We start from the raw sequence: 13447 nt of genomic DNA, 5'->3' as shown, positions 1-13447 counted from the left end.
TCGGATAGGCGACAACGCAGCCCCCATTCAGCAGGAACGCTTCACTCCCGAGCTCGTGGTGCGCGGGTCCACCGGCCACATGCCCACCACCCCGAGGGCTGACGACGCCGGAGCACGACAGGCCGCACTCCGGACGGGACGTGCGTCTGTTCGGGCAGGGGGTCAGTCGGTGAGCAGCTCGAAGTCCAGACGATCCTGGATCTCCTCGGCGCTGAGACCGTAGGCCTGACGCAGCCTGACCCCACCGTCTTCGATGTGGAAGACACCATGATCGGTATAGACCCGACTCACACACCCCAGCCCCGTCGCCGGATACCCCAGCTGCGGAACAATCTTCGCCGTACCGTCCTTGGCGAAGAGGCTCATCATCACAAACACATCCTTAGCCCCGATCGCCAGATCCATCGCACCGCCCACCGCCGGAATCGCATCCGGGGCACCAGTGGACCAATTGGCCAGATCCCCACCAGCAGAGACCTGAAAAGCACCCAGCACACAGACGTCCAGGTGCCCCCGCGCATCATCGCGAAGGAATCAGCATGATGGAAATAGCTGGTCCCCGGCAGCTCCGTGACCGGGATCTTGCCCGCATTGATCAGATCACCATCGACCTCATCCCCTGAGCCGCCGGGCCCATCCCCAACATCCCATTCTCGGTATGCAGAGTCACCCCCTGCTCCGGAGTCAGATAATCCGACACCGTCGTCGGCTGACCGATCCCCAGATTCACATACGAACCCGCCGGAATATCAGCCGCCACCAACTCAGCCAACTGCTGCCGTGAGAGCTTCTCGTCATATCGTGCGGTGATCATCCTTGAGTCTTCCTTCCCTGCTCGCAGCCTCACCGGACGCGGTGGGCACCTCCACCACAGTGTCCACATAGATACCGGGAGTAATGACGTTCTCAGGATTCAGCGACCCGGCGGGAAGCACCTTCTCCACCTGCACCGCCGTATGCTCAGCAGCTGCGGCCATGACAGGACCGAAATTTCTGGCGGTCTTGCGGTAGGTGAGGTTTCCGCGCTCATCGGCCGCAAAAGCTTTGATCAGCGCCAGGTCCCCGGAGCGGGTGCTCCAGCACGTAGTTCACACCGTCGATCCGGCGCGTCTCCTTGCCTTCGGCCAGCGTGGTTCCGTAGCCGGTGGGGGTGAAGAAGGCCCCGATGCCCGCACCCGCTGCGCGCAGCCGCTCAGCCAGATTGCCCTGGGGCACAAGCTCCAGCTCAATCCGACCAGCCCGGTAGGCCTCATCGAAATGCCACGAATCCGACTGCCGCGGAAACGAACAGATGATCTTCCCCACCCGGGACTCCTTGACCAGCAGCGCCAACCCCGCATCACCCTGACCGGCATTGTTGCTCACCACCGTCAAGTCCTTGGCGCCAGAGTCCAGCAGCGCATCAATCAGCTCATGAGCCTGCCCAGCATTGCCGAACCCACCCAGAAGCACCGTCGCCCCATCACCGACTCCAGCCACAGCCTCAGTCGGTGAGGCAGCAATTCTCATTGTCATAGGTGTCACGCACTCCCGAATTGTCAGTTGGTGTTCTCGAGGACTATGGCCAATCCCTGCCCCACACCGATGCAGAGAGTGGCCACCCCCAACGCGCTCCGGTGTGCTGCATCCGGGCAGCCAGGGTAGACAGGCAGCGCACGCCGGAAGCGCCCAGCGGGTGGCCCACAGCGATGGCGCCGCCCCACGCGTTGACGATGGTGGGGTCGATGTCCCAGGCCCTGATGCAGGCCAGCGACTGCGCGGCGAACGCCTCGTTGAGGTCTACCGCTTCGACGTCCGCCCAGGTGATGCCCGCATGAGCGAGAGCCCTGTTCGAGGCCTCGACAGGCGCATAGCCGAAGAATTGGGGCTCATTGGCAGCCGCGCCCCAGCTTACGATGCGAGCCTGAGGCTTCAGGCCCAGCCTCTCCCCGCCCCGGGACCCGATCCACGCAGCCGACGCACCGTCATTCATGGGAGAGGCGTTTCCGGCCGTCACCGTGCCGTCCTCCTTGCGGAAGACGGTCCTCAGCCCGGCCAGCGCCTCCGGCGTGGTCTCCGAGCGGATCGTCTCGTCCTGGGTCAGGTCAGCACCAGGGACCTGAACGGTGAGCTCGTCATAGTGCCCGTCCTCCCACGCCTGAGCTGCCAGCCGGTGAGACGCCGCTGCGAACTCGTCCATGTCCTCTCGGACGATCCCGTACTTCTCCCGAAGCTGCTCAGTGGCCTCACCCAACGAGACTGTCCACTCCGCAGGCATTCGAGAGTTGATGAGGCGCCAGCCCAAGGAGGTGTTGGTCAGCTCAAGGTTCTTCATGGGAAGGGACGCTCCGTCTTCGGCAGCACCCACGGCGCTCGAGACATCGACTCCACGCCCCCGACCAGCACAGCATCACTCTCGTCGAGCTTCACCTGGCGGACCGCTTGAATCGCTGCGTCGAGGGAGGAGCCGCACAGGCGGTTCACGGTGCTGGCCGGAACACCTGTGTCCCCGCCAGCCAACAGCCAGGCCATACGAGCGACATTGCGGTTCTCCTCACCCGCACCATTGGCGTTGCCGAAGATCACCTCGCCGACGACTTTTCCGGACGTTTCGGCGCTGATGCCGGGCGCGCGGCTGACCAGAGTGCTGATCACCAGCTCCGCGAGGTCATCCGGACGCACCCCGCCAGGGCCCCGCCCATCTTGCCGAAGGGGTGCGCACACCGTCGAACACAAACGCCTCAGTCATCTGGAGCGCTCCTCCTTCATCGTCGTCGAACTGCTTGTCGTTGCCTCAGAGCTTTCGTCCCAGTAGGCTGTCTCTACTCGCTGCTGAGGAAGTCAGCCACAAATGCCGTATTGAATTCGCCGCTGCGGAAGACCTCACTGTCGAGGATCGCAGCGTGCAGAGCTGCGGTGGTCGTAATGCCGTCGACGTGCATCTCATTCAGGGCCCGAAGCGCCCGAGATATCGCTTCGTCGCGGTTGTTTCCCACACGATCAGCTTCCCGATCATCGAATCGTAGAAGGGAGGAATCGTGTACCCGCTCTCCACATGCGAATCCAGACGAACCCCGAAGCCGCCGGGCGCCCGGAAGGCCTCAATCCGTCCAGGGCTGGGCCTGAAGCCTTCAGCAGGATCCTCAGCATTGATGCGGCATTCGATGGCATGGCCTCGGATGCTGATGTCCTCCTGGGCGAACGGCAGCGGGTTTCCTGCTGCGATCTCCAGCTGAAGCTTGATGAGATCGATGCCGGAGACCATCTCCGAAACGGGGTGTTCGACCTGGATCCGCGTATTCATTTCGATGAAATAAAATTGGCGCTCTATGTTGTCGAAGACGAACTCAACTGTTCCCGCGTTCCTGTAGGCGACCTCCCGGCATAGGGCCACCGAGGCCGCTGCCAGCTGCTCCCTCAGCTGCGGATCAAGGACCGGGGAAGGGGCCTCCTCCACAAGCTTCTGATTGCGCCGCTGCGCGGTGCAGTCACGCTCGCCGAAATGAACCGTCGAATCACCGTCCGACATCACCTGAATCTCGATGTGACGGATATCAGTGAGGTACCGCTCGAGATAGACGGAACGATCCCCGAAGGCAGTCTCCGCCTCCGACATGATCTGAGCGAGATCGCTCTCGAGCGTCTCAGCAGACTCGACCACGCGCATGCCTCGTCCGCCGCCTCCGGCGGACGCCTTGATCAGGAGCGGATATCCGACGTCCCGGGCGACCGCTACGGCCTGATCATAGTCATCGATGGCCCCGTCGGAGCCCGGGACAACAGGGACGCCTGCCCTGCGGGCAATCTTCTTGGCTTCGATCTTGTCGCCCATGCTGCGGATGATGCTTGCGGCAGGTCCCACGAAGCCCACACCCTCGGCCTCGCACATTTCGACGAAATCCGGCTTCTCGGACAGAAAGCCGTATCCGGGGTGGATGGCATCGACTTTGTAGGCCAGCGCCGCACTGATGATGGCACGGGGTCCTGATAGCTCTTCGCCGAGCTGGCGGGCCCGATGCAGACGGCCTTGTCCGCGAGCTTCACGGCAAGCGTGTCCAGATCGGCTTCGGAGTATGCAACGACGCTGGTCACGCCGAGCTCCTGACAGGCCCGAACGATGCGCAGCGCGATCTCCCCGCGATTTGCGATCAGTACGCTGCTGAGCTGCTTATGAGTCACGCGTGATCACCACCAGGGGCTGACCGAACTCGACCGCCTGGTTGTTCTCCACGAGGATCTCCGAAACGACTCCCTCGACCCCGGCTTCCACGTTGTTCATAAGCTTCATGACTTCAAGGATGCACAGCACCGAATCAGCGGACACTCGATCGCCGACCTTCACGAACGGCTCAGCTCCTGGGCTCGGAGCCTCATAGAACGTGCCGACCATGGGTGCTGTGACCGTCACCTCGTCCGCACCTCGCTCGGTCGACGCCGGTGCCGGTGGGGCGGAGGCCTACCCAGCATCCTCCGTGGGTGCGGCAGCGGGAGGGGCCTGGTTGGCCGTCGAGCTCGCCGCCGGTGCTGATGGGGCCGCGGCCTGGGCATCGGGCGCAGACCCATGGCCGCTGTTCTCGTTGCGTGAGACGAAGAGCTCGACGTCGCCGTACTTGACGGACAGTTCGCGCACGTCAGAGGCGGTGTTCATCCACTCCACGAGCGCCTTCAGCTCTTTGATGTCAGGCTTTTCCAGAGTCATGCGTGGTTCTCTCCTTTGAGGATCGTTATTTTCAAGTCCCCGGCAGCGAGGCGATTCACTCCGGGTTTGGCGCTTTCGTTCAGGGTCTCCACCAGGTCCAGAAGCGGCATTGGAGCCTGTTCGCCGCTGCGACCCTCGGCCACAGCGGCCTTCATGTCGTCGACCTGGCTTCCCGCAAACATCGCACGCAGCAGATGCAGATCTGTGGACTCTTCCGGGAAGCGGCCAGCGATCGCATCGAGCATCGGCTGAGGCTCCGAAGGCTCGAGGGGAATGTCCGAGGCGCCGTTCTCCACGATCTTCCGGTGGATCTCGGGATCGATATCGGTGAGCAGCTTGCCGTAGTAGCCCAGCGCGTACTTCTTGATCTCGTTGGGGACCATCTTGTACCGCTCACCGCTGGCCACATTCATAGCCGCCTGGGTTCCTACGAACTGGGCGAAGGGGTGATCATGATCGGATAGGCCAGCTCGGCCCGCACCCGGGCAATTTCGATCAGCAGCTCCTCGTACCTGTCCTCCAGGCTTAGCGGTCGCCAGCTGCGAACGGAAGTTGGACAGCATTCCGCCCGGTGTTTGGTGCATGAAGTGCATGCCGTTGTACTCAACGGGCTCCCCGACGGGCTTGCCCTCAGCCTCAGCAATCGACCGCAGTGTGTCGCTGATGCGGCTGACGGCTGCGTCATCCACGTTGACTCTGTAGCCCAGGGCGCGAAGATCCCGCGTGACGTTCTGCACAGAAGGCTGGCCGTTGCCCGCAGCCAAGGGCGCCACGGACAGGTGCAGGGAATCTGCACCTGCCTCTGCGGCCTCCAGGCACACCAGAGGAGCGAGCCCAGTGAGCGAGTGCGTGTGGACTTCCAGCGGACGCTCGCCCATGACTGCCTTCAGGGCGGGGACAAGGGACCGAATGCGTTCGGGCGTCAGGAGCCCTCCAGCGTCCTTGAGCATAATTCGGTCGACGTCGGCCTTCTCAATGAGCTCCTGCGCCTTGGAGACGAACAGCTCATCGGTGTGAACGGGGCTTTCGCTGAAGGACACGGCACCGAAGGTCTCTGCGCCGAGCTCCTTGGCGCGTCGCAGTCCCGGCGCAATGTTGTCCACATCATTGAGGCCGTCGAACGAGCCGATGACCCGGAATCCGTTGGCGTAGAGACGTTCGACCCAGGCGGTGATGACATCATCGGGCAGGAAGTCGAATGCCGCAATGTTCTTGGACCGGATCAGCGCTCGAAACTTCGTGTTCGGGGCCAGCTCATGGGCTTTTCGCACGCGCTCCCAGGGATCCTCCTGGAGATAGCGAACGGCGACATCGAACTGAATCGGAGCCATGAGGTCCACATGTTCGTAGCCTGCAGCATCGAATTCTGCTGCCAAGTCGACGATGTGCTCGGTCCTCATTCGAGTAGCCCATAAACTCTGGTGACCATCTCTCAAAGTGGTGTCGATGATCTTTATTTCTCGTTCGCTGTTCGGTGGTCGCCCACCGCCGCTCATCACGGAGGCAATGCTAGGAGTGTCTTGCGTCATCTTCGACCTCACTTCTGACCAACCACTGTGTTGGGACATCGTGCAAACGTATTCACCTCCATGAAATCGTACTCATACGCTGTCGTCAAGGAATCATGGTGAAGTGGATCACAGGCTAGTGTGACTCTTGACACATTCTGGCGAACAGTGAGAGCGTCGCTTTCATCCGGTGCAATCGAATGCACAGCAGCTCCGGAACCCCGAGCGAGGGCACTCTCTATGCTTCCCTCCGCTTCGCGACACTCTGTATTACAGGGATGCTCACTGATCGCCTTATTTCATACTCCGAGGAAAGACACTATGTCTGAGTCACACATTGGCAATACCGATCAGGCCAGATCGCACACACGAAAACAAGGCGATCCGGTCGACCCCAAGGCGAAGAAAGCCGCACACGGCGCTTTCTCAGGGTTCTTCATCGATATGTACGATATTTATCTTCCCGTCGTCGCCCTGGGCCCGGCCATGGTCTACTTCCTCTCGCCGCATATGCCGGCAAGCCAGGCCGCGATCGTGTCATCGCTCATCTTTGTCTCGACCCTGCTGGGACGTCCCCTCGGGGCGCTCATCGGCGGCCGCTATGCCGACCGCATCGGGCGCAAGAAGGTGAACATCGTCGCGGTCTCCGGCTACGGCGTCATGAGCTTCGCCATGGCGGCCATGCCGGGCTACGCCACCTGGGGCATCGCAGCGGTTGTTCTCTTCATCATTCTTCGGCTCGTGGACGGCGTCTTCGTCGGCGCGTCATATTCCTCCGCGAGCCCGCTCGCCATGGAGCGGCTCCCCGGCACAAGCGAGGAACCTGGGGCGCTTACATCATGCTCGGCTTCCCCTTCGCGTTCGTCGCCATCTCCCTGCTGACTCTCCTGATGCTCCAGATTGCACCAGCAGACGGGCTCGGCTCTCCCTATGTGCAATGGGGCTGGAGAATTCCGTTCATCATCGGAGGACTCATCGCGATCGTCTACGTGTGGTGGTACATCGTCAACGTCGACGAGTCTGAGGTCTTCAAGCGAGGCGGCGGGACGAAAGCACCGCTGAAGGAGCTCTTCGGAACGCGCCGCAACCTGGTCGCCTTCCTCCAGGTGTTCATCATGATGAGCGGATTCTGGCTGACGCTGAACACCGTCACCGCAATTCTCCCGAGCTCTTTGGAGAACGTCGTGGGACTCTCATCGACGGAAGTGACCGTGCTCCTGTCTGTGACATTCCTCGTCCTGGGCGTCGGCTATATGGTGGCGGGAAAGGTGAGCCAGATCGTCGGACGACGGCCATTCCTGATCGTCTCAGGCCTCGGTGCTGCGATTCCCGGCGCCTAGCCTCTACTACTGGCTGCTCACCTCGCCTCCCAGCACCTTCATCGGCACTGTGATTCTGGCTTACGCCATGATCTGGATCGTTGTGTGGTTCTGGGGCCTTGCCACCACGTACCTGAACGAGCGCTTCCAGACCGGCGTCCGAGCCAGCGGGTTCGGACTGGGATACAGCCTCGCGGTCATCCCCCATCGTTCTACGCTTTCTACCAGGTGGGACTCGAGAGCCTCATGCCCTTTGAGCTCACCGTCCTGCCTCTGCTCGTCATCGGCGGACTGCTCGTCGCACTCGGAGCTTTCCTCGGACCGGAGACGAGAGACACGGAGTTTGCCAAGGATCTCAACACTGATCCCGAAACGAAGGGAACCGCGGTCGTCTGATGGAAAATATGAAAGCGATGAGAATCGTCTCCGAGCAGAACGGAGACGGGGGCAGCTTGGAGCTGACCCGCACACCACGGCCCGTGCCGCAGCACCGTGAGGTTCTGATCCAGGTGGTCGCTGCGGGAGTGAACCGCGCCGACGTGATGCAGCGGCAGGGCAACTATCCCCGCCTCCGGGAGCCAGCGAACTGCCCGGTCTTGAAGTCAGCGGGCGCATCGCCGCCCTCGGACCCGGCTGCGACAGTGATGAGCTGCCCATCGGGCTCGAGGTCTGCGCGCTCCTGACAGGCGGCGGCTACGCCGAGTATGCGGCTGTGCCCGTCGACCACGTCCTGCCCGTTCCAGCAGGCCTGTCGCTGCCTGAGGCGGCTGCGCTTCCTGAGGTCGCCTGCACGGTCTGGAGCAACCTGGTCATGGAAGCTGGGCTCAGCCGCGGCGAAACCGTCCTGATACACGGTGGATCGAGCGGCATCGGCACTCTTGCGATCCAGGTTGCCTCCTCCTTGGGAGCGCGCGTCATCGTGACCGCAGGCTCACAGGAGAAGCTCCGTGCCTGCGCAGACCTCGGGGCCGAGGTCCTGATCAACTACCGGGACGAGGACTTCGTGGAGAAGGTGAAATCAGCGACCGAGGGTCGGGGCGCGGACGTCATACTCGACGTCGTCGGCGCCAAGTACCTCGAGCAGAACGTGCGGGCACTGGCTCCCGACGGGAGACTGGTCGTGATCGGACTGATCGGCGGACGCAAGGCTGAGGTCGACCTGGGAGCGCTTCTCGTCAAACGGGGCCGCATCATCGCCACGTCACTGCGCAGCCGCTCGGACGAGGCCAAGTCAACCATTGTCAGGCAGACCAGAGAAGCTCTCTGGGACGCGTTCGGCCCAGACCAAGCAGATCCGATGAGACTGATCGTCCACTCCCGCTATCCCCTCGAGGACGCGGCACAGGCGCACCATGAGATGGAGACGAGCACGCACATAGGAAAGATACTCCTCGACGTGTCGTCCTGACACAGCCTTCCCTACCGCGTCAGGTGGCACGTTTTTGATGGAGAGTGCTCTTCTTCCCATAGCAGTCGCTGTGCTGACCCTTGCCGTCAGCGCCATGCAGAGAGTCATCGGCTTCGGCTTCGGCTTGGTCATGGCACCTTTCATGGTGCTCCTTCTGCCACCGCATGAAGGCGTCATGCTCGTAAACTTTCTGAGCACGATCGCACCGGCCCTCATCTGGTGGCAGCTGCGCAGCTACGTGGAGTGGAAGAAGCTGCTGTGGCTGATGTGGTAAGCGCTTGCCATCATGCCCGCCGCCGCGTGGCTGACCGTCGCCACCCCTTCAGGAGTGCTGTACATGGTGGTAGGGGCGGTAGTCGTCCTGGGGCTGGCTGTATCCGCAGCAGTCCGGCGTTCGGGCCGCAGGTTCGACAGCCGCATGCTCCAGGTCGCGGCAGGGTCGGCAGCTGGTGCCGGGACGGCCATTGCTTAAGCGTCGGCGCACCTGCCACGACCGTGTACACGGTGCTTTCCGGGTGGCCGCTGCTGAGAATGGTGGCGACCCTTCAGCCTCTGTGGATGGCCGTCTCAGCCATGGCCTTTCTGCTGAAGTGGCAGATCGACGACGGGCAGCTGCCGCACCTGCCGTGGTGGGGCTGGGTCAGCTCCGCGGCTGCAATCTTCGTGGGCGTGCAGCTGGGGCGATTCGCCCAGAGCCGTGTGCCCGAGCGAATGATCTCGCGGGCTGTGATTGCTGTGGCCGTCCTCGGCGCCGCTGCTGCATTCGCAACCGGTGTGCGGATGACGATCTGGTAGTGCAGCTCGTCGATGAGTGTCGAGAGAGGCGTGCGTGCCGTGTCAGCGCCTGACAACCCGCCTCACGTGTGGCTATTCGCCCTCAAAGCGGCGGCTGTTCTGGCCGCCGCGATGGGGCTGGGACGATTCGCCTACACGCCGATCCTTCCCCTCATGGAGTCGCAGACGGCACTCACAGCGCAGAGTGCGAGCCTGGTGGCCACGGCCAACTACCTGGGCTACTTGGTCGGCGCCGTCATAGGAATGCTGGTTCCGCGCTGGGGCCGGGTCCGGCGCACCCTGCAGGTAAGCGGCCTCCTGCTGATCGCTTCCATGCTCCTGATGCCTCGCGGAGCGGACAGAGCTGTGGCTCGCTCTGCGCTTCGCAGCCGGAGCAGGCAGCGCCGCGATCTTCATCGTGGCGGGCAACGTCGTCCTGACCACTCTGGCCCGGCGCGACCGACGCACCGTCGGCTGGGCCTACGGCGGCATCGGTGTCGGAATCGCGGCATCCGGCCTCCTTGTCGCCGCCGTCACCTCTGTGGGCGACTGGCGAGCTGCGTGGATCGCCTCCGGCCTTGCGACCGCGGCCCTGATTTTCGTCGGCTGGGACCTCGGCCCCGGGGCGGCACCGCAGCGAAACGACGAGCACGACCCGCTGAGAGGAGGCGCCGACGGCTGCTTACTACCTACTGATCTTCTCCTACTTCCTCGAAGGCGCGGGCTACATCATTCTCGGCACCTTTCTGGTCGCTGTGGTGGGCTCCACGCAGGCGGAGCTCTCCGGCGGCGGCGTGTGGACCTTGGCTGGGCTGGCCGCGATCCCGTCAGTCGTCCTGTGGACGTGGATGAGCCGCCACGCATCCAGGCCTGCGCTCCTCACATGCGCCCTGCTGCTCCAGGCACTGGCCAGCATACTGCCGGTGATCTCAGCATCCTCGTGGGCTGCGGTGCTTGCGGCGGTCCTCTTCGGGGGCACATTCGTCGGCATCGTCACGCTCACACTGGCAGCCGCGGCGGAGCTGGGGTGCCCGGCGGAGTCGCCACCCTCACCGCGGCCTACAGCGTGGGGCAGGTGCTTGGGCCCCTCATCGTGGTTCCGGTCCTCGGAGGCGGATACGGCCCTGCCCTGGTCCTGGGGCAGCCGTCCTGCTGCTGGCAGCGGCCTGCACAGCGGTCCTCACCGTGAGGAAGCCCCTCCCTTCGCGAGAGCAGGGCCCCTGCGTAGGAGCGGGTCAGCCGGTGACGACGTTGACCAGCTTCGGGGCGCGGACGATGACCTTGCGCACACCGCCGTCCGCCTCGACGTAGCTCTGGATCTTCGGCAGCGCGAGCGCCTGGGCCTCGAGCTCCTCCGCCGTGATGTCGGCCGGGACCTCCATGCGGTCACGCAGCTTGCCCTTGACCTGCACCACAGCGGTCACGGTGTCCTCCACCAGCAGGGACTCGTCATAGGCCTAGCCACGCCGAGTTCGCCACGGACGCCTCCCGGCCCAGCATCGACCACATGTCCTCCGCGGTATAGGGAGCGACCAGCGACAGGATCTGAGCGGCCGTCTCAGCAGCCTCCCGCACGGCGGGGTCTGCGGGCCTACTCCGCTGTCGATCTCCTTGCGGACCGCGTTGACCAGCTCCATCAGACGCGCCACCACCACGTTGTAGCGCTGGGCCTCAAGAAGCTGCTCAGCGTCGGCGATCGTCCGGTGGGTCACCGCACGCAGGTAAGCCGCGCCTTGGGCCGGGTCAGCCCCAGTCTCACTGGTGACCTCCTGTGCGATGCGCCAGGCACGCGCGAGGAACTTCGCGGAGCCCGATGGGCTCACGTCGGCCCAGTCCACGTCGTCCTCCGGAGGCGAGGCAAAGATCATGGTGAGCCGGACCGCGTCGACGCCGAACGCGTCGAGCTGCTCCGCCAGATCCACCCCGTTGCCGAGCGACTTCGACATCGCCTTGCCGCCGTTGAGGACCTGCCCCTGATTCATCAGCGACTTGAAGGGCTCGGTGAAGTTCACCAGGCCCATGTCATAGAGAACCTTGGTGAAGAAGCGCGAATACAGCAGGTGGAGGATGGCGTGCTCCACTCCCCGACATAGTGGTCCACCGGCAGCCAGCGGTTCACCGTCTCGGTGCTGAAGATCTCCTCGTCGTTCTTCGGCGCCAGATACCGCATGTAGTACCAGGAGGAGTCCACGAAGGTGTCCATGGTGTCGGTGTCCCTGCGCGCGGAGCCGCCGCATGCCGGACAGTCCACATTGGCCCACTCGTCCAGACCCGCCAGCGGCGACTTGCCCTTCGGCGAAAGCTCTTCACCGCGCACGTCGGTGGGCAGACGCACGGGCAGCTGCTCGGCAGGAACCGGGACTTCGCCGCATGCCTCACAGTGAATGATCGGGATGGGCGCGCCCCAGAAGCGCTGGCGCGACAGCAGCCAATCCCTCAGCCTGTAATTGACCTTCGCCTCGCCGGTGCCCTCGGAGGACAGCACGTCGATGGACTTCGCAATGGCCTCCGTCTTTGCCAGGCCCTCCCACGCCGGGGAGTTGACGAGCGTCCCTCGCCAGCTGTGGCCGTGCCGCTGACGCTGGGATCCTCTTCGCCGGTGTCCAGCACGACTCTGACCTCAAGCCCCATGGCACGGGCGAACTCCAGGTCACGCTGATCGTGGGCAGGCACGCCCATCACAGCACCCGTGCCGTAGTCGGCGAGCACATAGTCCGAAGCCCAGATGGGAAGCCGCTCACCGGTGAGCGGGTGAGTCGCGTACCTGCCGAGGAAGACGCCCGTCCGTTCCCGGTCGGCCGACTGACGCTCGATCTCGGTCACATTCCCCAGGCCGTCGCGGTACCGGTGAAGCTCATCATGATGCTCCTCGGTGACCAGGTCCAGAGCCAGCTGGGCGTCGGCGGCGACCACCATGAACGTCACGCCGTACAGCGTGTCGGGACGTGTGGTGAACACGTCGATGCTCGTCTCCGCAGCGCCCTCGGCAGCTTCGATGCGGTAGGTGACCGACGCGCCGGTGGAACGGCCGATCCAGTTGCGCTGCATCGCCAGCACCCGCTCCGGCCACGCGCCCTGCAGCTGCTCCATGTCATCGAGGAGCCGGTCAGCGTAGTCGGTGATCTTGAAGTACCACTGGTTCAGCGCCTTCTTCGTGACGGGTGTCTTGCACCGCTCACAGACTCCCTCACCGATGACCTGCTCGTTGGCGAGGACCGTCTGGCAGGAGGGGCACCAATTGACCGGAGAGTCTTTCCGGTATGCCAGCCCCTGCTCGTAGAACTTCAGGAACAGCCACTGGGTCCATCGGTAGTAGGACTCATCCGAGGTGTGCAGACGAGTCGACCAGTCCGCGCTGATCGCGTACCGCTTGAAGCTGGCCGCCTGAGTCTCGATGTTCCGGTAGGTCCACTCGGCGGGGTGGGCGTTGTTCTTGATCGCCGCATTCTCCGCCGGGAGGCCGAAGGAGTCCCAGCCGATCGGGTGCAGCACGTTGAAGCCTCGAAGCCGCGCATAGCGGGCAGGCACGTCGCCGATGGCAAACGCCTCAGCGTGCCCCATGTGAAGGTCCCCGGATGGATACGGGAACATGTCGCAGACATATTTGGTGGGGCGGGAAGAAGCTTCCAGGTCCACGGCGAACGTTGCGCCCTCATCCCAGAATGGCAGCCAGCGGGCTTCGATCTCCTGGAAGTCGTAGCTCTTCCTCTGGCCGTCGGGCTGAACGTCTGCAGCAGTTTCGGACACCGTGCGGGCACCT

The 13447-nt window shown here is 63.6% G+C and carries 10 protein-coding genes and 6 pseudogenes; 8 read left to right on the top strand and 8 right to left on the bottom strand.

All coding sequences use genetic code 11. From position 1 onward, the window contains the following. Nucleotides 1-162: 162 nt before the first annotated feature. The 7 genes and pseudogenes from K0H76_RS10700 to K0H76_RS10670 all read right to left on the bottom strand — a co-directional run bounded on the left by K0H76_RS10700 (nt 163) and on the right by K0H76_RS10670 (nt 6078). Nucleotides 163-814 (bottom strand): annotated as a pseudogene (locus tag K0H76_RS10700) (3-oxoacid CoA-transferase subunit B). Then, nucleotides 795-1515: pseudogene (locus tag K0H76_RS10695) on the bottom strand (3-oxoacid CoA-transferase subunit A). Before K0H76_RS10695 ends, K0H76_RS10700 begins: the two co-directional pseudogenes overlap by 20 nt. Nucleotides 1516-1538: 23 nt before the next feature. Further along, a pseudogene (locus tag K0H76_RS10690) lies at nt 1539-2728 on the bottom strand (thiolase family protein). Between the two features lie 73 nt (nt 2729-2801). Further along, nucleotides 2802-3811 (bottom strand): annotated as a pseudogene (locus K0H76_RS10685) (ATP-grasp domain-containing protein). Nucleotides 3812-4147: 336 nt separating this feature from the next. After that, nucleotides 4148-4387, bottom strand: coding sequence for an acetyl-CoA carboxylase biotin carboxyl carrier protein (accB, locus tag K0H76_RS10680; RefSeq protein WP_258932973.1), 240 nt, complete (start codon nt 4385-4387; stop codon nt 4148-4150). Nucleotides 4388-4435: 48 nt separating this feature from the next. Next, the gene (locus tag K0H76_RS10675) at nt 4436-4678 is read right to left on the bottom strand and encodes a hypothetical protein (protein ID WP_258932972.1); all 243 of its coding nucleotides are present in this window, start codon (nt 4676-4678) and stop codon (nt 4436-4438) included. Beyond that, entirely contained in the window at nt 4675-6078 is a 1404-nt protein-coding gene (locus K0H76_RS10670; RefSeq protein WP_258935385.1) for a hypothetical protein, read from the bottom strand. Before K0H76_RS10670 ends, K0H76_RS10675 begins: the two co-directional genes overlap by 4 nt. Nucleotides 6079-6630: 552 nt before the next feature. Here K0H76_RS10670 and K0H76_RS10665 point away from each other — a divergent pair. From K0H76_RS10665 to K0H76_RS10630, 8 genes and pseudogenes are all read left to right on the top strand, one after another. Continuing rightward, complete coding sequence (locus tag K0H76_RS10665) at nt 6631-7068, top strand: MFS transporter (RefSeq protein WP_258932971.1); 438 nt, start codon at nt 6631-6633, stop codon at nt 7066-7068. Further along, nucleotides 7026-7526: an MFS transporter gene (locus K0H76_RS10660; protein ID WP_258932970.1), complete on the top strand. Its 501-nt coding sequence runs from the start codon at nt 7026-7028 to the stop codon at nt 7524-7526. The genes K0H76_RS10665 and K0H76_RS10660 overlap by 43 nt, the downstream gene beginning before the upstream one ends. 207 nt (nt 7527-7733) lie before the next feature. After that, complete coding sequence (locus tag K0H76_RS10655; protein WP_258932969.1) at nt 7734-7901, top strand: hypothetical protein; 168 nt, start codon at nt 7734-7736, stop codon at nt 7899-7901. Nucleotides 7902-7909: 8 nt separating this feature from the next. After that, nucleotides 7910-8913, top strand: a pseudogene (locus K0H76_RS10650) (NAD(P)H-quinone oxidoreductase). A gap of 70 nt (nt 8914-8983) precedes the next feature. Continuing rightward, on the top strand, nt 8984-9187 hold the full coding sequence (locus tag K0H76_RS10645; RefSeq protein ID WP_258932968.1) for a hypothetical protein: 204 nt from the start codon (nt 8984-8986) through the stop codon (nt 9185-9187). 12 nt (nt 9188-9199) lie between these two features. Next, nucleotides 9200-9385: a hypothetical protein gene (locus K0H76_RS10640; protein WP_258932967.1), complete on the top strand. Its 186-nt coding sequence runs from the start codon at nt 9200-9202 to the stop codon at nt 9383-9385. A gap of 23 nt (nt 9386-9408) precedes the next feature. Continuing rightward, nucleotides 9409-9708 (top strand): hypothetical protein, encoded by a 300-nt coding sequence (locus tag K0H76_RS10635; RefSeq protein WP_258932966.1) that lies wholly within the window; start codon nt 9409-9411, stop codon nt 9706-9708. Between the two features lie 397 nt (nt 9709-10105). Then, nucleotides 10106-10876, top strand: a complete 771-nt coding sequence (locus K0H76_RS10630; RefSeq protein WP_258932965.1) for a hypothetical protein — start codon at nt 10106-10108, stop codon at nt 10874-10876. 46 nt (nt 10877-10922) lie between these two features. Here K0H76_RS10630 and leuS read toward each other — a convergent pair. Next, nucleotides 10923-13434 (bottom strand): annotated as a pseudogene (leuS, locus tag K0H76_RS10625) (leucine--tRNA ligase). Between the last annotated feature and the right edge of the window lie 13 nt (nt 13435-13447).

The organism is Nesterenkonia pannonica, from assembly GCF_019575955.1.
Classification (GTDB): domain Bacteria; phylum Actinomycetota; class Actinomycetes; order Actinomycetales; family Micrococcaceae; genus Nesterenkonia; species Nesterenkonia pannonica.
Note: the sequence above shows the minus strand (reverse complement) of the source record. Positions and strands in the feature narration are given on the sequence as shown.